Annotated in this window: 15 protein-coding genes and 1 riboswitch; of the genes, 13 read left to right on the forward strand and 2 right to left on the reverse strand. The window is 61.1% G+C overall.

The window, feature by feature from the left end; all coding sequences use genetic code 11:
• Positions 1-591 precede the first annotated feature (591 nt).
• The 6 genes from GIW02_RS04465 (at position 592) to GIW02_RS04490 (ending at position 5,959) form a co-directional block, all read left to right on the forward strand.
• Positions 592-1,377: an ABC transporter substrate-binding protein gene (locus GIW02_RS04465; protein ID WP_236419750.1), complete on the forward strand. Its 786-nt coding sequence runs from the start codon at positions 592-594 to the stop codon at positions 1,375-1,377.
• A 92-nt stretch (positions 1,378-1,469) separates the two neighbouring features.
• A complete protein-coding gene (locus GIW02_RS04470; protein ID WP_032886746.1) occupies positions 1,470-2,159 on the forward strand; it encodes an ABC transporter permease in 690 nt (229 codons plus the stop codon).
• Complete coding sequence (locus GIW02_RS04475; RefSeq protein WP_236419748.1) at positions 2,156-2,854, forward strand: ABC transporter permease; 699 nt, start codon at positions 2,156-2,158, stop codon at positions 2,852-2,854. The genes GIW02_RS04470 and GIW02_RS04475 overlap by 4 nt, the downstream gene beginning before the upstream one ends.
• A 1-nt stretch (position 2,855) precedes the next feature.
• A complete protein-coding gene (locus GIW02_RS04480; RefSeq protein WP_236421783.1) occupies positions 2,856-3,968 on the forward strand; it encodes a succinylglutamate desuccinylase/aspartoacylase family protein in 1,113 nt (370 codons plus the stop codon).
• 27 nt (positions 3,969-3,995) lie between these two features.
• A complete protein-coding gene (locus tag GIW02_RS04485; RefSeq protein WP_003214336.1) occupies positions 3,996-4,760 on the forward strand; it encodes an ABC transporter ATP-binding protein in 765 nt (254 codons plus the stop codon).
• A gap of 218 nt (positions 4,761-4,978) precedes the next feature.
• Positions 4,979-5,959 (forward strand): GlxA family transcriptional regulator, encoded by a 981-nt coding sequence (locus GIW02_RS04490; RefSeq protein WP_236417214.1) that lies wholly within the window; start codon positions 4,979-4,981, stop codon positions 5,957-5,959.
• A 6-nt stretch (positions 5,960-5,965) separates the two neighbouring features.
• On the opposite strand, the gene GIW02_RS04495 is transcribed toward GIW02_RS04490, so the two are convergent.
• Positions 5,966-10,939: a dermonecrotic toxin domain-containing protein gene (locus GIW02_RS04495; RefSeq protein WP_236417216.1), complete on the reverse strand. Its 4,974-nt coding sequence runs from the start codon at positions 10,937-10,939 to the stop codon at positions 5,966-5,968.
• Positions 10,940-11,238: 299 nt separating this feature from the next.
• Here GIW02_RS04495 and GIW02_RS04500 point away from each other — a divergent pair, with 299 nt between their 5' ends.
• The 7 genes from GIW02_RS04500 to astE all read left to right on the forward strand — a co-directional run bounded on the left by GIW02_RS04500 (position 11,239) and on the right by astE (position 19,067).
• Positions 11,239-12,459 (forward strand): aspartate aminotransferase family protein, encoded by a 1,221-nt coding sequence (locus GIW02_RS04500; protein WP_236417218.1) that lies wholly within the window; start codon positions 11,239-11,241, stop codon positions 12,457-12,459.
• A 197-nt stretch (positions 12,460-12,656) separates the two neighbouring features.
• Entirely contained in the window at positions 12,657-13,676 is a 1,020-nt protein-coding gene (gene aruF / locus GIW02_RS04505; RefSeq protein ID WP_236417219.1) for an arginine/ornithine succinyltransferase subunit alpha, read from the forward strand.
• A 52-nt stretch (positions 13,677-13,728) separates the two neighbouring features.
• The gene (gene astA, locus GIW02_RS04510) at positions 13,729-14,757 is read left to right on the forward strand and encodes an arginine N-succinyltransferase (RefSeq protein ID WP_236417221.1); all 1,029 of its coding nucleotides are present in this window, start codon (positions 13,729-13,731) and stop codon (positions 14,755-14,757) included.
• On the forward strand, positions 14,754-16,220 hold the full coding sequence (astD, locus tag GIW02_RS04515; protein WP_236417223.1) for a succinylglutamate-semialdehyde dehydrogenase: 1,467 nt from the start codon (positions 14,754-14,756) through the stop codon (positions 16,218-16,220). The genes astA and astD overlap by 4 nt, the downstream gene beginning before the upstream one ends.
• A gap of 155 nt (positions 16,221-16,375) precedes the next feature.
• Positions 16,376-17,722 carry an N-succinylarginine dihydrolase gene (astB, locus tag GIW02_RS04520; protein WP_236417224.1) on the forward strand — a complete coding sequence of 449 codons (1,347 nt, stop codon included), beginning with the start codon at positions 16,376-16,378 and terminating at the stop codon, positions 17,720-17,722.
• A gap of 38 nt (positions 17,723-17,760) precedes the next feature.
• A complete protein-coding gene (locus GIW02_RS04525; RefSeq protein ID WP_003214319.1) occupies positions 17,761-18,051 on the forward strand; it encodes a hypothetical protein in 291 nt (96 codons plus the stop codon).
• A gap of 11 nt (positions 18,052-18,062) precedes the next feature.
• The gene (gene astE / locus GIW02_RS04530) at positions 18,063-19,067 is read left to right on the forward strand and encodes a succinylglutamate desuccinylase (RefSeq protein WP_236417226.1); all 1,005 of its coding nucleotides are present in this window, start codon (positions 18,063-18,065) and stop codon (positions 19,065-19,067) included.
• A gap of 916 nt (positions 19,068-19,983) precedes the next feature.
• On the opposite strand, the gene GIW02_RS04535 is transcribed toward astE, so the two are convergent.
• Positions 19,984-20,493: a 6,7-dimethyl-8-ribityllumazine synthase gene (locus GIW02_RS04535; protein ID WP_003233516.1), complete on the reverse strand. Its 510-nt coding sequence runs from the start codon at positions 20,491-20,493 to the stop codon at positions 19,984-19,986.
• A gap of 96 nt (positions 20,494-20,589) precedes the next feature.
• A riboswitch (FMN riboswitch) is annotated at positions 20,590-20,759 on the reverse strand.
• Positions 20,760-20,924 lie beyond the last annotated feature (165 nt).

Here is a 20,924-nt window from a genome sequence, read left to right on the forward strand (position 1 = left end):
CAGTAACAGATGAGCTGGCTGACACACTGCAATCGGGGGCAAGTCGAATCGTCGCACCGCCCCTCCCACATTTGGATTGCATTCCAGGTCAGGAATCATGGGGGGCTTACAGGTCTCCAGTCCACAGCCCAATAAATATCGGTTTCTGCAGTAGAAGGTTTCTTTATGTTACCGCTCAGCCTAAATGTGTAACCCCGCGCCCAAACATGAGGCAATGTGCTACGCCAACGCCCCGAAAAGCCGCGTTCCAGACACCCCCAGAAATAAGATTAAACGCCAGACTTGCCGTGCTAGAAGGGTTTGCGAATAATAGGCCCGCAATTTGCAGCATCAACAGGTTTAATATCTTTTGTCTCTGCATAAAATTCAGAGGCTGTCAATGTGCTGGAACCGCTTTCTCGGTGCTTCTGTAAATAGTTGTCGCATTGAGGAAATATCGGCTTCCGGCCTGTCGTTAGAATGCCGATCACCCGCTCGTCGTCTCCAGTGTTGAGCTGGCGTAGGACGCAGTACCGCAATTCGGTTCCTTTACGTCGCATCGTGGGCCATGGCTCATACTGCTGTTTTGCCCTATACCGATGGAGTCCCAAGATGAAGAAACTCGTGCTGTTGGGCGCCCTGGCGCTGTCCGTGCTGTCCATGCAGGCTTTCGCTGAAGGCAAGCCGCTGAAAATTGGTATCGAAGCGGCTTACCCGCCGTTTGCCTCGAAGGCGCCGGACGGCAGCATCGTCGGCTTTGACTACGACATCGGCAACGCCCTTTGCGCAGAAATGAAGGTCAAATGTACGTGGGTTGAGCAAGAGTTCGACGGCCTGATCCCTGCGCTTAAAGTGCGCAAGATCGACGCGATCCTGTCGTCCATGTCCATCACTGAAGACCGCAAGAAGTCCGTGGACTTCACCAACCGCTACTACCTGAGCCCAGCGCAGCTGGTGATGAAGGAAGGCACCAGCGTCAGCGACAGCCTGGATGAGTTGAAAGGCAAGAAGATCGGTGTGCAGCGCGGTTCGATCCACGACCGTTTCGCCAAGGAAGTCCTGGCTCCCAAGGGCGCTACTGTGGTGCCTTACAGCTCGCAGAACGAAATCTACCTGGACGTGGAAGCCGGCCGCCTCGATGGCACCGTGGCTGACGCCACCCTGCTGCAGGACGGTTTCCTGAAAACCCCGGCCGGTAAAGGCTACGCGTTCGTGGGCCCACAGTTCACCGACGCCAAGTACTTCGGTGACGGCATCGGCATCGCTGTGCGTAAAGGCGACAAGGAAAACCTGGACCGCATCAACGCCGCCATTGCCGCGATCCGTGCCAACGGCGAATACAAGAAAATCCAGGACAAGTACTTCGACTTCGATATTTACGGCGCTGACCCTAAGTAACTCGTCGCAGCTGTCTGTCCTAAATGGCGCAAGCAACAGAATTCCTGCGGTTTGCGCCATTTTTTCATCCCCCCTTTTCGAGGACCTGAATCATGTTGAAAGGCTACGGGGCCGTCATCCTCGATGGCGCATGGTTGACGCTTCAGCTCGCCTTGTCGTCCATGGCCTTGGCCATTGTTCTGGGTCTGATCGGGGTCGCGTTACGCCTGTCGCCGGTGCGCTGGTTGGCCTGGCTGGGTGACTTGTATTCCACGGTGATCCGCGGGATCCCCGACCTGGTGCTGATCCTGCTGATTTTCTACGGCGGTCAGGACCTGCTCAACCGCGTCGCGCCGATGCTCGGCTATGACGACTATATCGACTTGAACCCCTTGGCCGCCGGTATCGGCACCCTGGGTTTCATCTTTGGCGCCTACCTGTCGGAGACCTTCCGCGGCGCCTTCATGGCCATTCCCAAGGGCCAGGCCGAGGCCGGCCTTGCGTATGGCATGAGCAGCTTCCAGGTGTTTTTCCGGGTGATGGTGCCGCAGATGATTCGTCTGGCGATCCCCGGTTTCACCAACAACTGGCTGGTCCTCACCAAGGCCACTGCGCTGATCTCGGTGGTGGGCCTGCAAGACATGATGTTCAAGGCCAAGCAGGCGGCAGATGCCACCCGCGAGCCTTTTACCTTCTTCCTCGCAGTGGCGGCGATGTACCTGGTGATCACCAGCGTGTCGTTGTTGGCCCTGCGTTATCTTGAGAAGCGCTACTCGGTAGGCGTAAGGGCGGCTGATCTATGATCTTCGACTACAACGTCATCTGGGAGGCCATGCCGCTATACCTTGGCGGCCTGCTGACCACCCTGAAATTGCTGGCTATCTCGCTGTTCTTCGGCCTGCTTGCCGCCTTGCCCCTGGGCCTGATGCGTGTGTCCAAGCAGCCGCTCATCAACGGCGTCGCCTGGCTTTACACCTACGTGATTCGCGGCACGCCGATGCTGGTGCAGTTGTTCCTGATCTACTACGGTCTGGCGCAGTTCGAAGCGGTACGCGAAAGCTTTATGTGGCCGCTGCTCTCCAGCGCCACGTTCTGTGCGTGCCTGGCCTTTGCGATCAACACCAGCGCCTACACGGCCGAAATCATTGCCGGTAGCCTCAAGGCCACGCCGAACGGCGAGATCGAAGCCGCCAAGGCCATGGGCATGTCGCGTTACAAGCTGTACCGCCGCATCCTGTTGCCGTCGGCCCTGCGCCGCGCGCTGCCGCAGTACAGCAACGAAGTGATCATGATGCTGCAGACCACCAGTCTGGCGTCCATCGTCACCCTGATCGACATCACCGGCGCCGCGCGCACGGTGAACGCCCAGTTCTACCTGCCGTTCGAAGCCTATATCACCGCAGGCGTGTTCTACCTGTGCCTGACCTTTATCCTGGTACGCCTGTTCAAGTTGGCCGAGCGCCGCTGGCTAAGCTACCTGGCGCCGAGGAAGCACTGATATGGAACGTATCGACCACCGGTTGCCCTGGGGTCACCTGGGCTGCGAACGCCAGCTGAGCGTGTTCCGTTTCGGCAGTGGCGAGCGCAAGGCCTACATCCAGGCCAGCCTGCACGCCGACGAACTACCGGGGATGCGCGCCGCTTGGGAGCTGAAAAAACGTCTCACCGAACTGGAGCAGCAAGGCGCCCTCAATGGTGTGATCGAGCTGGTGCCGGTGGCGAACCCGATGGGCCTGGGCCAGCTGCTGCAAGGCAGCCACCAGGGGCGCTTCGAGGTAGGCAGCGGCAAAAACTTCAACCGCGATTTCGTTGAGTTGAGTGAGCCGGTTGCCGCGTTGCTCAACGGCAAGTTGGGTGATGACCCGCACGCCAACGTGCGTCTGATCCGCCAGGCGATGAGCGACGCGCTCAACGCGCTGCCCGCGCCAAGCAGCCAGCTGCAAGGCATGCAGCGCATCTTGCTCAGCCACGCGTGCACCGCCGATGTGGTCCTCGACCTGCATTGCGACGCCGAAGCCGCGCTGCACATGTATGCGCTGCCGCAGCACTGGCCGCAGTGGCGTTCGCTGTCGGCGCACCTGAATGTGAAAGTCGGCCTGCTGGCGGAAGACTCCGGCGGCAGTTCGTTCGATGAGGCCTGTTCGCTGCCATGGCTGCGTTTATCCCAGGCGTTCCCTGAGGCGCAGATCCCGCTGGCCTGTCTGGCGACTACGCTGGAGCTGGGCGGCCAGGCCGACACTGGCCGTGACGAAGCGATCTTCCACGCCGAAGGCATCCTCGCGTTCCTCGCCGAGCAGGGCTTGATCAAGGGGGAATGGCACGCGCCTCGGTTCGAACCTTGTGAAGGCCTGCCGTTTGAAGGCACCGAGCTGTTGTTCGCGCCCCACGCCGGGGTGATCAGTTACCTGCGTAAAGCCGGTGATGTGGTTGAAAAAGGCGAGCCGATTTTTGAAGTGATTGACCCCCTGGAGGACCGCGTAAGCATCATTTGCGCAGGCACTTCGGGAGTGTTGTTTGCCGTTGAACGGCTACGTTATGCCCAAGCGGGTTTCTGGCTGGCCAAGGTGGCGGGGCGCGAAGCGCTGCGTCACGGGCGCTTGCTCAACGACTGACCACCTGTTTTTGTGAGAACCGACCGCATGTACAAACTTGAAGTCCAAGACCTGCATAAACGCTATGGCAGTCATGAAGTGCTCAAAGGCGTGTCCCTGGCCGCCGCGGCCGGTGATGTGATCAGCATCATCGGTTCCAGTGGTTCGGGCAAAAGTACCTTTTTGCGCTGCATCAACCTGCTCGAGCAACCCCACGCCGGCAAGATTCTGCTCAACAACGAAGAGCTGAAACTGGTGGCCAACAAGGACGGCGCCATGAAGGCCGCCGACCCTAAACAGCTGCAGCGCATGCGTTCGCGCCTGTCCATGGTGTTCCAGCATTTCAACCTGTGGTCGCACATGACCGCGCTGGAAAACGTGATGGAAGCCCCGGTGCACGTGCTGGGTATGTCGAAAAAAGACGCGCGTGAAAAAGCCGAGCACTACCTGGCCAAAGTCGGCGTGGGCCATCGTAAGGATGCGTTCCCCGGCCACATGTCCGGCGGTGAGCAGCAGCGCGTGGCGATCGCCCGTGCCCTGGCGATGGAGCCGGAGGTGATGCTGTTCGACGAACCTACTTCGGCGCTGGACCCGGAGTTGGTCGGCGAAGTGCTCAAGGTCATGCAGGATCTGGCCCAGGAAGGCCGTACCATGGTGGTCGTCACCCACGAAATGGGCTTTGCCCGTGAGGTGTCGAACCAGCTGGTGTTTTTGCACAAAGGCATCGTAGAAGAGCGTGGCAACCCGCGTGAAGTGCTGGTGAACCCGCAATCGGAGCGGTTGCAGCAGTTCTTGTCTGGCAGCTTGAAATAGTCCCTTACTGCTGAAGTTGCTTTATGTGGGAGGGGGCTTGCCCCCGATAGCGGTGTATCAGCTAGTGCATGTTTATCTGATGCACCGCTATCGGGGGCAAGCCCCCTTCCACATTGGATCTCCATAGTGGATCTTTATCGTTTTTGAGATTTGTGTGGGTTTACCGGCTAGCATTGGCCTTTGTCTTCATTACCGTTACTAGCTTCGGATAGCACTCCATGACCGCCCATAAAATTGGTTTCCTGATTTGGCCCAGCACAAAAGCACTGACGCTTGCGCTGGCTGAGGAGGCCTTGCGCGTTGCCCAGCGGGTGCATCCGGACGTGGTCTACGAGCTGTCGTTCCTGCAAGCGGAGCCGCCAGCCGAGGGCGCCTGGCAACTGCCGGGCGAGCCGTGGGCCGGCAAACTCGAAGGCTTCCAGAAACTGTTCCTGCTGGCGGATGAGCCGCCGACCGTCATCGCCTCGCAACTGAGCACCGCGCTCAAACAACTGGTGCGCGCAGGCTGCGTGATCGGTGGCTTGTCGGCTGGCGTCTATCCGTTGGCCCAGCTCGGTTTGCTGGATGGCTACCGCGCCGCCGTGCACTGGCGCTGGCAGGATGATTTTGCCGAGCGTTTCCCCAAGGTCATCGCCACCAGCCATCTGTTCGACTGGGACCGTGACCGCCTGACCGCCTGTGGCGGCATGTCGGTGCTCGACCTGCTGCTGGCGGTACTGGCCCGCGATCACGGCGCCGAGCTGGCCGGAGCGGTGTCCGAAGAACTGGTGGTAGAACGCATCCGCGAAGGCGGCGAGCGCCAGCGCATCCCGCTGCAAAACCGCCTGGGTTCCAGCCACCCTAAGCTGACCCAGGCCGTTTTGTTGATGGAAGCGAATATCGAAGAGCCGTTGACCACCGACGAAATCGCCCAGCACGTGTGCGTGTCGCGACGACAACTCGAACGCATCTTCAAGCAATACCTCAACCGCGTCCCCAGCCAGTATTACCTGGAACTGCGCCTGAACAAGGCCCGCCAGATGCTCATGCAAACCAGCAAGTCGATCATCCAGATCGGCCTGTCGTGCGGCTTCTCCTCGGGGCCGCACTTCTCCAGCGCCTACCGCAACTTCTTCGGCGCCACCCCACGTGAAGACCGCAACCAACGGCGCAGCAGCAGCCCGTTCGAATTGTCGTCAGTGCCCTCCGAGCGCGGCTAGGGCGCGCTACTCGTCGACCTCCATTGGCTCAAGTGCCGGGAAGTTGACCGCATCCAGCGGGCGCAGCAGATCGATGCCGGTGTCACGCGCAAATTGCACGACCTGCGCTTGACCTCTCGGGGTGAACGGGTTGCCGCGTAAAAACAGGGTGTTGACCCGTTCTCGCGGCGTTTCGTAAAGCGCGGCGGGCAAGTGAGTGATCAGGTTATTGCGCAAGTCCGCCACCTCCAGTTGGTCGCGGGTCAACAGCCCCACGGGCAACTCGGTGATCGAGCATCGGTTCAACGACAGCAAGCGCAGGGCCGGCATCTGGCTGAGGTCGGGGGTGATCGTCAGTTGCGGGTTGCCGTGCAAATCCAGCCAGACGAGGTTCTCCATCCCTGTCAAAGACCCCGCGCTGGCGGGGGTGAGCGTGAGCTCGCAGCGCGTCAGGGTCAGATGGCGCAGTTTCGGCATGCGGAAAACCGCCTCGGGGATGTTTCCCAGCGCGCCGCTGTGAATGCTCAGTTCATGCAGTTTGGGAAAACTGTTGAGGAACGCATCCACACTTGTGGTGAGGTGGTCGCAGTGCAGCTTCATCACCGAGACGTGCTCAAAGTTAGCCCTCAGTGCGGGATACTCGCCCAGTATCGGCTGCGTGAAAATCAGCTTGTGGCTGATGCGCATGTCGGGGTTATCCGTATCCACTTGGGTTTCGCGACGCCAAGTCTGCTCCAGCAGCTGTTTAAGTTGGGCGCGTTTGTACTGCTCCTGCGCGGCGCTTTGGGCGTCCAACGCGATACCGAGGATGGGATGCTCTGCCGGTTGCGAGACGACCCACAGGTCAAGGTCGGCTTGCAGTACCTGATACTCCTGTTTCAGCCCGGCCAGCGTGCGCTGGCCAGCGGCTAAGTCGCCGGGTAACCCCATGACAAAACGCTGGGCTTCCTCGAGGGTAAACGTGGGGTAAAGCGCCTGGGTGGTGGCGAGGTCGGCCTGTGGCGCGGCAATGCCCCAGTCTTCCCCCGTTAGTTGGTAGTGCGCCTTGACCTTGTTACGGGTCGCCAGGGACAGCGGGTTGCCGGAGAAATCAAACGCGCTGCTGGCCTCCGGGGCCAGGTCGAACAGTGCTTGGGGCAACGTGCTGAAGCGGTTGTCCCGCAGCACGGCAGTGCCCAGTTCCGGCAATTGCAGCAGGCCCTGAGGCAGTGTGTTGATGCGGGTTTCGGCCAGGTCCAGAAAGCTCAGGTCGCGCAGGTCCGTAAGATTCGGAATGCGTTCCAGCGGGTTGGCGTAAAGGTCCAGCACCCGCAGTTGTTTCATGGCGGCGAGGGCGGCTGCGTCAGAGGCGCTCAAGGTGAGGCCGCAATTGCTCAGCACCAGCTCGGTCAGGCCGGGCATGCTGGACAGGGCGGGAGGGATGCTGTTCAAGGGCAGGTTGCGCAGTGCCACGTGACGGAGTGTCGGGAAGTATTGCAAGAACGCTGTGACGCCCTCGGTGTGGGAATCACCTGTCAGCTCAAGGAACGTCACGTGCGCCAGTTGCATGTTCAAGGTGGGCAGGGCGCCTTGGACGGGGTCCGGCAATTCCAGCTTGAAGCCTTGAAAACCGCCCTCGAAAGCATCATCAGGGGCGGTTTCCAGGCGCCAGCATTGCTTGAGCTGTTCTGCCCAGCGTCGACGGGCGCTTTTTGCGTCGGCGTAGTCATGACGGCCCATGCGCACTTGGGTTCCCGGGTACAGCCGAGGGGTGTTGGCTTCCCAGAGTGATAGGTCGTGTTCGAGGCCAAAGTATTGGCTTTGCAACGACACCAGCGCACTCAATGCGCCGCCGGGCTGTTGATTGAGGGTCGCCACCAGTTCTTGCAAAAGTGCGGGTTGCATACTGGGAAACAGCTGTTGTGCGCGGTCTACCAGGCTGCGACCCGTGGCAGCGGGATAGCCGATCATGCCACCGGGCAGGCGCATCGTTGTGGGGTCATAGGCTGGTTTGCTCACGGGGTGTTGCAGCAGGACGGTACGCAGGCTGTCACGCGGCAGCAGCGCGTCGCTCAGGCTCTGCCGCAGTTTTTCGCCTTCGCCGATGTTCAAACCCAGGACCTCTCGCTCGGCATCCGGCAATGCTTGCAGAATCGCGGTGTACAGGTCGGTGCGGCCAAACAGATGGAGGCCGTTGTGATCGTAGGTTTCGTATTCAGCGTTTTCAGTCATCACCAGCACTCTGCGTGTCGGCGCCGTGGGCTGGCCGATGCTGTCGCGCAACAGGCCATTGAACGAATAGTTTTTGACTTCGATACGCACCTTGCTCGGCCAGCCTGGCAGGCGTTCCAGCGAGTGCAGTGCGAGTAAATCACTGTCCAGGTTGTCGGAGGATTTGAGAAACAGCCCTTCATAGGCGCGGGTCAGGCGCACTTCCTGCTGGGCCCAGCGCGCCAGCTCTTTTAGGCGCGCGGGTACCTGGGCCCGATCGATCTGCTTGAGTTCTTCACGGCTGGCACCGCGCAGCAGTTCGCGGGCGACGCTGGTGGGCAGGCCTGGCTGCGTGTCGATCAGTGCCTGAATTCTGGGCGAGTGTCTGGCTTCCAGGCCGCGGTAGCGCGAGTCAAACAATGCGGCGCGTTTTTCATCGGCCAGTTGCGCGATTTTTTTGCGCAGCATCGAGGTACGCACCGGCAGCGTGTTGGGTGCGCCTGCCGACGGCTCGCCCAGCAGGGTTCTGATTTCTGTTTCATTCAAGCTTTGCAACACGATGCTCAGCAAGTCGCCCCGCGCCAGTTGTGCCTCGTGAATCTGCACCACCGGGTATTGGGTTTTCGGCGCGTACTGCCAGGTGATATCGCCGTTGGCATTGAGAAAACGCAGGGCTTTGGTTTCGGGCCACAGGTCATAGGTGGTGAGCAGTTGCAGCTGGGCATGCGGGTCGGCCTGGGTATAGAGGGCGGGGTCATCGCTGTGCATCTGGTCGATAAAGCGCTGCAGGTCCTGGTCGATTCTCAGACGTGCGATCTGGTCTTCGAGCAGCGGCGGCAATGGTTCGTTGTCCAGGTACATTTTGCGCAGGGCGTTATTGTCGGTTTCGCTGAAGGCGCAGGCGCGGCGCAGGGTAGCCGGCGGCAGGCCCTCGGCCATCGTGCCGAGGCGCTGGATAAGGTGCTCGTCGTTCCAGGTCAGCGGCTGGTCCAGTTCGGTACTCCAGATGCCGGCGCCGTTGTGCCGCACCAGCGGTTGGTAGGCATTGGTGCGACTGGGGTGTTGGATCTTGTATACGCCGGTGTCGCCCACCTGCCTGACGCCGAACTGGCCGTGAGGTAAACGCAGGCTTGCGGTGTTGCCGTCCTCGTAAAGCCCCAGCGCTTGGGAGCCGGGGGCGCTGGGCTGGCGATAAGGGCTCAGGTCCGGGTTCCACATGCGTGTCTGGCCGTCGGGAAGCTGCACCGGTGTGAGTCGGTCGATGAAATCCCACAGCTCTCGGGGCAGCGCTTGGCGTAGCAGGTTCTCGGCGATGGGCATGCCCACGCTGAACATGCCCAGTTGCACCAGGGTTTCCAGCAACGTCATAAAGTGGCTGAACGCTTGGGTTTTGAGACCTTCGGCCCAGTCGATGATGGATTCGAAGGTTTCATCCAGCACCTGGTAAATCGTATAGCCGATCATCAGCGCCCCCAGTGGCGGGAAAAACGGCGCGGCAATAAAGGCGGCAATCTGCAGCAAGGTCGAGGCGATATTCTGCAGGGCGTCCCAACGCTCCCAGCGCGCTTTGCGGTCGGCGTTGGCGGTGGAGACGGCCATCACCGCAGCGTCGTTGATGATCTTGTTGAGTTTGCGTTGATACAGATGTGTCAACAGCTCGCCGCTGATGGGTTTGGCGGCAAATTGCAGGTTGGGTTTGCTGGTCGGCGTGTCGCGCCAGGTGGGCATCGGGTCGCCGCTGACGTGCTGGTGCCAGGTTACGCTGCTCAAGCGTTGACGCAGGTCGGCGAAGAAATAGCCGCGTTCTTCGTGGGCCACAAACCGGCTGAAAAACGCCTGATAGGTGGGGGCGCGCAGTTTTTGCGTCAGCGCCTGCATCAGTGCGGCACTCGAGGCGTAGTGCTTGATCGGGTGGTCGGGGTCGTCCGGGATATAGGCCACCACCGGCACGTTCTGCTGATGCTGTTCCAGGTCCGGCGCAAACAGCACGATGCCGGTCAACTGTGCCGACATCATCGTCAAGTCGTGGGCCCGCCAGGTCTTGCCGTCCAGGCGCATGCCCTGCAGGCCGTCGACGATGCCTTCGATCAGACGTTGCAGCGTCTCGCTGAGGTCGCGCTTGATCACCGCAACCTGCAGGGCCACCTTCAGGGCGGCTTTCTGGCTGGCGTCGACCTGGCGTTGCAGCACTGCCGAGGCCACCGGTTCCAGCAGTTGCTCGGCCAGATACGTCTGGTATTGGCCGCCGAGGTCCAGCTCCCGGCACAACTGGGTAAAGGCCTCGATGCTCATGCGGTCTTTGACCGTGGTGAGGATTTCGAACTGTTCAGTATCGGTGACTTTGCGCAGGTAGCTTGAGGCGCGCTCGTGGGCATCGGCGCGGGTTTCGTCGGGTTCGAAGTTGTGCAGCGCGGCTTCCAGCAACGAGACGGTCCAGGTGCGTGCGGCACCGGAGCGAATGGGGAACCACGGGATGCTGGCGGGGAGGTAGAAACGCACCAGGGTCGCTTCCACGTCCAGCTCCAGGCTGAACCGGGTGCTGAGCGCCTGTTGCAGTTTGGGCCGGGCGAAGGCGTTGATATCCTGCAGCCTGCCGAGGGCCTGATCCACCGGGTTCTGCGCCGCCCAGGCGGCACGGTTGAGCGTTTTGAGGGTGTAGTGATCGGCGGCCGAGGCGCTGCTGTACCAATTCGGGATCGTCAGCGTGGTGCCCTTGAGTTGTTGGTGCCGGGCCGGGCTGGCATTGCCTAGCCATAGCGGCACGGCGTTGATCAGTTGGCGATAGTGAGGGCTGGAAGTACGGTCGTTCATGGCGGGGAATCCAAATGGGATGACGGCCAATGGGACCAAAGCGTGCCGGGCGGCAGGCGGTGCATAGATGGTTTTTACCGGGTGATGGACAAATCCGCCCGCCGATGCCGCAAACCGTGCGCCAGCGTTTAAACTGCGCCATTGCGACGCTATTTGTCGCATTGGCGTAAACCCGCGAAAATCGCGGGTTGGCGCTATAAGAAGTTGTCGCTTGGCGGCAAGGCCGCGCCCAAAACTGTCCTTACAATCCCTGCATCGCCCGCCAGTTCCAGGCAGGCGTTCCTCTTCAGGAGACTCCGATGTCCGTTGAGCAAGCCCCGGTGCAACGTGCCGATTTCGACCAGGTGATGGTTCCCAACTACGCACCTGCCGCCTTTATCCCCGTGCGTGGCGCAGGTTCGCGCGTATGGGACCAGGCGGGTCGCGAGCTGATCGACTTTGCCGGCGGCATCGCGGTCAACGTACTGGGCCATGCGCACCCGGCGCTGGTCGGTGCACTGACCGAACAGGCCAACAAGCTGTGGCACGTGTCCAACGTCTTCACCAATGAGCCGGCGTTGCGCCTGGCCCACAAGCTGATCGACGCCACGTTCGCCGAGCGCGTGTTCTTCTGCAACTCCGGCGCCGAAGCCAACGAGGCCGCGTTCAAGCTGGCCCGTCGCGTCGCGTTCGACCGTTTCGGCACTGAGAAGTACGAGATCATCGCCGCGCTCAACAGCTTCCACGGCCGTACCCTGTTCACCGTCAACGTCGGTGGCCAGTCGAAGTACTCCGATGGTTTCGGGCCTAAAATCACCGGCATCACCCACGTTCCTTATAACGACCTGGATGCGCTGAAAGCCGCCGTGTCGGACAAGACCTGCGCCGTGGTGCTGGAGCCGATCCAGGGCGAAGGGGGCGTGTTGCCGGCCGAACTGGCCTACCTGCAAGGTGCCCGCGAACTGTGCGACGCGAACAACGCGCTGCTGGTGTTCGACGAAGTGCAAACCGGCATGGGCCGCAGCGGCCATCTGTTCGCCTACCAGCATTACGGCGTGGTGCCGGACATCCTCACCAGCGCCAAGAGCCTGGGCGGCGGGTTCCCGATTGCGGCGATGCTCACCACTGAGGCGCTGGCCAAGCACCTGGTAGTCGGCACCCACGGCACCACCTACGGCGGCAACCCGCTGGCGTGCGCGGTGGCGGAAGCGGTGATCGACGTGATCAATACCCCTGAAGTGCTGGCGGGCGTGAATGCCAAGCACGACCTGTTCAAAGCGCGCCTGGAGCAGATCGGCAAACAGTACGGCATCTTCACCGAGGTGCGCGGCATGGGCCTGCTGATCGGTTGCGTGCTGAGCGACGCCTTCAAAGGCAAGGCCAAGGACGTGTTCAACGCGGCCGAAAAAGAAAACCTGATGATCCTGCAAGCCGGCCCGGACGTGGTGCGTTTTGCGCCGAGTTTGGTGGTGGAAGAGGCGGACATCAACGAAGGCCTGGATCGCTTCGAACGTGCTGTGAAGACCCTCACCCAAGCCTGATTGGCTTGACGGGATCAAGTGTGGGAGGGGGCTTGCCCCCGATAGCGGTGGATCAGTCACCTGATTTATCAACTGACAGACTGCTATCGGGGGCAAGCCCCCTCCCACATTGGAATTTGCTCTACAAGGGGATAGGTGTTGTTTTCAGGCCTGTCCGGTATTTTTCCTATGAGTTTTTCGAGTTAAGGAGTGACACCATGCTGGTGATGCGCCCCGCGCAAATGGCTGATCTGGGCGAGGTACAGCGTCTGGCTGCAGACAGCCCGATTGGTGTCACCTCCTTGCCGGATGATGTGGAACGCCTGAGCGACAAGATCGCCGCCAGCGAAGCATCCTTCGCGGCCGAGGTGAGTTTCAACGGTGAAGAAAGCTATTTCTTCGTGCTTGAAGACACCGAGACCGGCAAGCTCGCCGGCTGTTCGGCCATTGTCGCCTCGGCCGGTTACTCGGAGCCGTTCTACAGCTTTCGTAACGAGACCTTCGTGCACGCCTCCCGCGAGCTGAAGATCCACAACAAAATCCACGTGCTTTCCCAGTGCCACGACCTGACCGGCAACAGCCTGCTCACCAGTTTCTACGTGGTGCCCGAGCTGGTCGGCTCGCCGTGGTCGGAACTCAATTCCCGTGGCCGCCTGCTGTTCGTCGCCAGCCACCCCGAGCGCTTTGCCGGCTCGGTGGTGACCGAGATCGTCGGCTACAGCGACGAGAACGGTGACTCGCCGTTCTGGGACGCCATTGGTCGCAACTTCTTCGACCTCAATTACGCCGCCGCCGAGCGCCTGTGCGGGCTGAAAAGCCGCACCTTCCTCGCTGAGCTGATGCCGCATTACCCGATCTACGTGCCGCTGCTGCCGGACGAAGCCCAGGAAGCCATGGGCCAGGTACACCCGCGTGCACAGATCACCTTTGACATCCTGATGCGTGAAGGCTTCGAGACCGACCACTACATCGACATCTTCGACGGCGGCCCGACGCTGCATGCGCGGGTCTCGGGCATTCGCTCGATCGCCCAGAGCCGCGTGGTGCCGGTGAAGATCGGCGAGATGGTCAAGGGTGTTGGCCGTCAGTACCTGGTCAGCAACGCGCAGTTGCAGGATTACCGCGCGGTGATGCTCGAGCTGGACTACGCGCCCGGTAAGCCGGTGACCCTGGACCTGGCAGCGGCCGAGGCCCTGGGTGTCGGCGAAGGCGCCAGCGTGCGTCTGGTTGCGGTTTAAAGAACAGAGTTTCGCGGGTGGCCTGAACAGGCGGCCCGTCTGAGGAGATAGCATGATCGTTCGTCCCGTACGCAGCAGCGATTTACCGGCCCTGATTGATCTGGCACGCAGCACCGGCACCGGCCTGACTACCTTGCCGGCCAACGAAGAGCGCCTGACCCACCGCGTGGGCTGGGCGGAAAAAACCTTTCGTGGCGACGCCGGGCGCGGCGATGCCGACTACTTGTTCGTGTTGGAAAACGACGAAGGCCGCGTGGTGGGTATTTCCGCCATCGCCGGTGCGGTCGGCCTGCGTGAGCCCTGGTACAACTTCCGGGTTGGCCTGACGGTCAGCGCCTCCCAGGAGCTGAACATCTACCGCGAGATCCCGACGCTGTTTCTGGCCAACGACCTCACCGGCAATTCCGAATTGTGCTCGTTGTTCCTGCACGCCGATTACCGCAGCGGTCTCAACGGTCGCATGCTGGCCAAGGCGCGCCTGCTGTTTATCGCCGAATTCCCGCAGCTGTTCGGCAGCAAGATCATCGCCGAGATGCGCGGGGTGTCCAACGACGCCGGGCGCTCGCCGTTCTGGGAAAGCCTGGGTCGGCACTTCTTCAAGATGGAATTCAGCCAGGCCGACTACCTCACCGGCGTGGGCAACAAGGCGTTTATTGCCGAGCTGATGCCCAAGTTTCCGCTGTACAGCTGCTTCCTCTCCGAAGACGCGCGCAACGTGATCGGCAAGGTTCACCCCGATACCGAGCCCGCGCTGAGCATGCTCAAGAGCGAAGGCTTCAGCTACCAGGGCTATGTCGATATTTTTGACGCAGGCCCGGCGGTGGAGTGTGAAACCACCAAGATCCGTGCCGTGCGCGACAGCCAGTCGCTGGTGCTCGCCATCGGTACACCGGGGGACGACGCCACGCCGTTCCTGATCCATAACCGCAAGCGCGAGGAGTGCCGCATCACGGCTGCTCCGGCCCGGCTGGCGGCAGGCACGCTGGTGGTTGATCCGCAGACCGCCAAGCGCCTGCAACTGGTGGTGGGTGATCAAGTGCGTGCTGTTGCGTTGTCTGCTGCTCGGGAGTCGAAACAATGAATTCGCTGTATATCGCAGGTAGCTGGCTGGCTGGCCAGGGTGAACTGTTTGAATCGCGCAACCCGGTGACCCAGCAGGTGCTGTGGGCCGGCAATGGCGCCACGGCCGAGCAGGTCGAGTCCGCTGTGCAGGCCGCACGCCAGGCGTTCCCGGCCTGGGCTCGGCGCCCGCTGGAAGAACGTATCGGCGTGCTCGAAGCCTTTGCCGCCACCCTGAAAAGCCGCGCTGATGAAATCGCCCGCTGCATTGGTGAAGAAACCGGTAAGCCACTGTGGGAATCGGCCACCGAAGTCACCAGCATGGCCAACAAGATCGCGATCTCGGTACAAAGCTACCGCGAGCGTACCGGCGAAAAGAGCGGCCCCCTGGGCGACGCCACCGCCGTATTGCGCCACAAGCCCCACGGTGTGGTGGCAGTATTCGGCCCCTACAACTTCCCCGGTCACTTGCCGAACGGGCATATCGTCCCGGCCTTGCTGGCGGGCAATACCGTGCTGTTCAAGCCCAGCGAGCTGACCCCTAAAGTCGCCGAGCTGACCGTGCAATGCTGGATCGAAGCCGGCCTGCCGGCGGGCGTGCTGAACCTGCTGCAAGGGGCACGGGAAACCGGCATCGCGCTGGCGGCCAACCCGGGCATCGACGGTTTGTTCTTCACCGGTTCGAGCCGCACCGGCAACCACTTGCATCAGCAGTTCTCGGGGCGCCCGGACAAGATCCTGGCCCTGGAAATGGGCGGCAACAACCCACTGGTGGTCGACGAAGTGGCCGACGTGGATGCGGCGGTCTACACCATTATCCAGTCGGCGTTTATCTCCGCCGGCCAGCGTTGCACCTGCGCGCGCCGCCTGCTGGTGCCGCAAGGCGCCTGGGGCGATGCGTTGCTGGCGCGCCTGGTGGCGGTCAGCGCGACAATTGAAGTCGGCGCGTTTGACCAGCAACCGGCGCCGTTCATGGGCTCGGTGATTTCCCTCGGTGCGGCGAAAGCCTTGATGGACGCCCAGGAACTGATGCTCGCCAACGGCGCGGTCGCGCTGCTGGAAATGACCCAGCCACAGGACCAGGCTGCCTTGCTGACCCCAGGCATCATCGACGTGACCGGCGTGACCGAGCGCGAAGACGAAGAGCTGTTCGGCCCGTTGCTGCAGGTGATCCGCTACGCTGATTTCGAGGCGGCGATTGCCGAGGCCAACAACACCCAGTACGGCCTGGCTGCCGGCTTGCTGTCGGACTCCCAAGCGCGTTACCAGCAGTTCTGGCTGGAGAGTCGCGCCGGGATCGTCAACTGGAACAAACAGCTGACCGGCGCTGCGAGTACTGCGCCGTTTGGTGGGGTAGGTGCCTCGGGCAACCATCGCGCCAGTGCGTATTACGCGGCGGATTATTGCGCGTACCCGGTGGCCTCGCTGGAAACCCCAAGCCTGGTGGTTCCAGCCACACTGACGCCAGGAATTACGCTGATCTAAATGTGGGAGGGGGCTTGCTCCCGATGGCGGTGTGTCAGTTGATGAATCAGGTGACTGATCCACTGCTATCGGGGGCAAGCCCCCTCCCACAGAGGGCAGTGGTGTGTTCAAGTAATTTGATGCCTATAAAAACAGATGTTCGTGGAGCCTCGCCGATGAAATCCTATGAAGTCAATTTTGACGGTCTAGTGGGGCCGACCCATAACTACGGCGGTTTGTCCTACGGCAACGTCGCGTCCCAGAGCAACAGCCAGCAGTCTTCCAACCCCAAGGAAGCGGCGTTGCAGGGTCTGCAGAAAATGAAAGCGCTGATGGACATGGGCTTTGTGCAAGGCGTGCTCGCGCCGCAGGAACGCCCGGACGTCGCCGCCTTGCGCAACCTCGGGTTCAGCGGCACCGACGCTCAGGTCATCCAACAGGCGGCCAAGCAGGCCATGCCGTTGCTGGTCGCCAGCTGCTCGGCCTCGAGCATGTGGGTGGCCAACGCCGCCACGGTCAGCCCAAGCGCCGACACGGCGGATGGCCGCGTGCATTTCACCGCCGCCAACCTCAACTGCAAATACCATCGCAGCATCGAGCACCCAACCACCAGCCGCGTGCTGGGCGCGATGTTCGCCGACGCCAAGCACTTCGCCCACCACGCGGCATTGCCGGCGGTGGCGCAGTTCGGTGACGAAGGCGCGGCCAACCACACGCGCTTCTGCCGTGACTACGGCGAGGCGGGCGTCGAGTTTTTCGTGTTCGGCCGCAGCGCGTTCGACACCCGTTACCCGGCGCCGCAGAAATACCCGGCGCGCCAGACGCTTGAAGCATCCCAGGCGGTTGCACGCCTGCACGGGCTAAAGGACGACGGCGTGGTCTATGGCCAGCAGAACCCGGCGGTGATCGATGCTGGTGTGTTCCACAACGACGTGATCGCGGTGGGCAATGGCGAAGTGCTGTTCTATCACGAGGACGCGTTCCTCAATACCGAACAGATGCTCGGCGAACTGCACGGCAAGTTGGGCAAGCTGGGCGGCAACTTCCAGGCGGTCTGCGTGCCTCGTGCGCAGGTCAGCGTCGAAGACGCGGTGCGTTCCTACCTGTTCAACAGCCAATTGCTGACCCGTGCCGACGGCTCGATGCTGCTGATCGTGCCGGAAGAATGCCGCGCCAACGAACGCGTGTGGCACTACCTGCAAAACCTGACCGCCTCCGGTGGGTTGATTCGCGAGGTAAAAGTCTTCGACCTCAAGCAAAGCATGCAGAACGGCGGTGGCCCGGCGTGCCTGCGCTTGCGCGTAGCGTTGAACCAAACGGAACTGGCGGCGGTGAACCCAGGGGTTATCATGACCGCGCCGTTGTACGACACGCTGACCCAGTGGGTCGACAAGCACTACCGCGACAGCCTGCGCGAAACCGACCTGGCTGACCCGCAATTGTTGCTGGAGTGCCGGACGGCATTGGATGAACTGACGCAAATCCTTAAACTGGGCTCGGTTTATCCTTTCCAGATCAATTAACGCCACCTTCTTTTACGCCCTATGCTGAGAGTTATTTTATGACTACCGACACCCTGAAACTGATTCTTGAAGACACCGACGGCACCCAGCTGGAAACTTCCTGCACCCGCGTCGCCGTGGTCTGGCAGGGCAAGGAAATCTGGATCCAACACGACGGCCGTGGCCAACTGCTGATCGGTGTGGACGTGGAAGAAGGCGACGCCGAATACGCCAACCTGCTGATGCGCCCACTGGCCACCAACCTGATGAGCCTGCAACTGGAAATGGAACCGGCCGACGTTGAAGGTGACGACGACGATCACGTCCACGGTCCTGGCTGCAACCACTAAGGAAGCTGCTTATGCTCGCCCTTGGCAAACTGCTTGAACTGACCCTCGCCGGTCGTGAACCGGCGCAAAAAATTCAACTGACTGTCGACGGCGTGCAGATGCGCTGGCTCAGCGAGGGCGCACTCGAAGTGCGCCCGCCGCAGGCGTTGGACAACGGCAGTGACCTGCTGCTGTCGTCCGGCATCCATGGCAATGAAACCGCGCCGATCGAGCTGCTCGACCGCCTGTTGCATGGCATCGCCCGCGGGGAGATCAAACCCCGTTCCCGTATTCTGTTCCTGTTCGGCAACCCCGAAGCCATGCGCCGCGGCGAGCGTTACCTCGAACTGGACGTCAACCGGCTGTTCAACGGCCGGCATGAAAAAAACATCGGCCCCGAAGCCATGCGCGCCGCTGAACTTGAGCAACGGGCGCGCAGCTTCTTCAACCTGCCGGGCCGTTCGCGCCTGCATTACGACCTGCACACGGCCATTCGCGGCTCGAAAATCGAGCAGTTCGCCTTGTACCCGTGGAAGGACGGTCGCCAGCACTCACGCCACGAGCTGGCGCGTCTGCACGCGGCCGGCATGCAAGCGGTGCTGCTGCAGAACAAGACCTCAATCACCTTCACCGCGTTTACCTACGAGCAGCTGGAGGCCGAAGCCTTCACCCTGGAGCTGGGCAAGGCGCGGCCGTTCGGGCAGAACCAGGGTGTGGACGTGTCCCGACTGGAAACCCGCCTCAAGCAGATCATCGAGGGCAACGAGCCGGCAACCGACAGCCTGGATGGCCTGCAACTGTTTGCCGTGTCCCGTGAAGTCATCAAGCACAGCGACGCCTTCCTGATGCACCTGCCGATGGACGTGGAAAACTTTTCGCCGCTGGCACCGGGTTATCTGCTGGCCGAAGACGTGGCCAAGACCCGCTGGGTGATCGAGGAGGAGGGCGCCCGCATCATCTTCCCCAACCCCAAGGTAAAGAATGGCTTGCGCGCAGGGATATTGATCGTGCCGACCACGGATGCCGGGTTGGCCTGAATCCCAAGGTTTAACCGGATCCAAATGTGGGAGGGGGCTTGCCCTCGATAGCAGTGTGTCAGCCAGCTTGTATTTAGCTGATGCACCGCCATCGGGAGCAAGCCCCCTCCCACATTGGTTTTGCAGTGTTGCTTGGACCGCTACAGCACGAGCAGGAATATTGATCGTGCCGACCACGGATGCCGGGCTGGCCTGAATCCCAAGGTTTAACCGGATCCAAATGTGGGAGGGGGCTTGCCCCCGATAGTGGTGTGTCAGCCAGCTTATATTTAGCTGATGCACCGCCATCGGGAGCAAGCCCCCTCCCACATTGGTTTTGCAGTGTTGCTTGGACCGCTACAGCACGAGCAGTGATATTGATCGTGCCGACCACGGATGCCAGGTTGGCCTGAATCCCAAGGTCTAACCGGATCCAAATGTGGGAGGGGGCTTGCCCCCGATAGCAGTGTGTCAGCCAGCTTATATTTAGCTGATGCACCGCCATCGGGAGCAAGCCCCCTCCCACATTGGTTTTGCAGTGTTGCTTGGACCGCTACAGCACGAGCAGGGATATTGATCGTGCCGACCACGGATACCGGGCTGGCCTGAATCCCAAGGTTTAACCGGATCCAAATGTGGGAGGGGGCTTGCCCCCGATAGTGGTGTGTCAGCCAGCTTATATTTAGCTGATGCACCGCCATCGGGAGCAAGCCCCCTCCCACATTGGTTTTGCAGTGTTGCTTGGACCGCTACAGCACGAGCAGGAATATTGATCGTGCCGACCACGGATGCCGGGCTGGCCTGAATCCCAAGGTTTAACCGGATCCAAATGTGGGAGGGGGCTTGCTCCCGATAGCAGTGTGTCAGCCAGCTTATATTTAGCTGATGCACCGCCATCGGGAGCAAGCCCCCTCCCACATTGGTTTTGCAGTGTTGCTTAGACCGCTACAGCGCGCGGCTCGCTGCGACGGATCGCGCGGACCTTGTGCAGGGTGTCGGCGCAGGTGCGTGCAGCTTCCTGGCCCTTGTGCACGAAGTGTTCGTAGAAGAAGGTGTGGTGTTCGCTGCCGGCGTGGAAGTGGTGCGGGGTCAGGGACACCGAGAACACCGGCACTTCGGTTTCCAGCTGCACCTGCATCAGGCCGCTGACCACCGACTGGGCGACGAATTCGTGGCGGTAGATGCCGCCGTCTACCACCAGCGCGGCAGCGACGATACCGGCGTAACGGCCGGTCTTGGCCAGCAGCTTGGCGTGCAGGGGCATTTCAAAGGCGCCGCCGACTTCGAAGAAATCGATGTCCGATTCCTGGTAGCCCTGGGCGATCATTTCGGCGAGGAAACCTTTACGGGATTGGTCGACAATATCCTTGTGCCAGCAGGCCTGGATAAACGCGACGCGCTCGCCGTGGTGGTTTTTGCTTTTGCTGTCGATTGCGGTGGGTTGCATGTTCTGACTCCTGTTTAAGAAAAAAACAGGGCGTTATGAATCGAATGGGATTTAAGGGTACGCCTGCACAATAGGTGCGCGGCCCTTAGGTGCCAATCCCGTTCTCTCTTCATCCGGACTATGACCGTCGGCCCCGGGATCACACCGGGTCTGCTGACCTTGTCGCCGTCCTGCGTGAGCAGTTCGAGGCGCCAAGCGCTCGCGGGCTATGCACATTGCGTGCAATTACCGCCGGTGGGGAATTGCACCCCGCCCTGAGAACGTTGCCGCCAGAACCCTGGCGGCGGAGAGTTTTTAACATGGTTTTTCAAAAACTGCACGATCGCCGTATCGATAACCTATATCGGTTTGTTTGGTTGGTATTCGATTGAATGCAGTCGGGGCTTGATATTCCGTGGTGTTGCCCGCAGTAATCATCTTCATAAGAAACT

Source organism: Pseudomonas syringae, assembly GCF_021606685.1.
GTDB lineage: Bacteria > Pseudomonadota > Gammaproteobacteria > Pseudomonadales > Pseudomonadaceae > Aquipseudomonas > Aquipseudomonas syringae_R.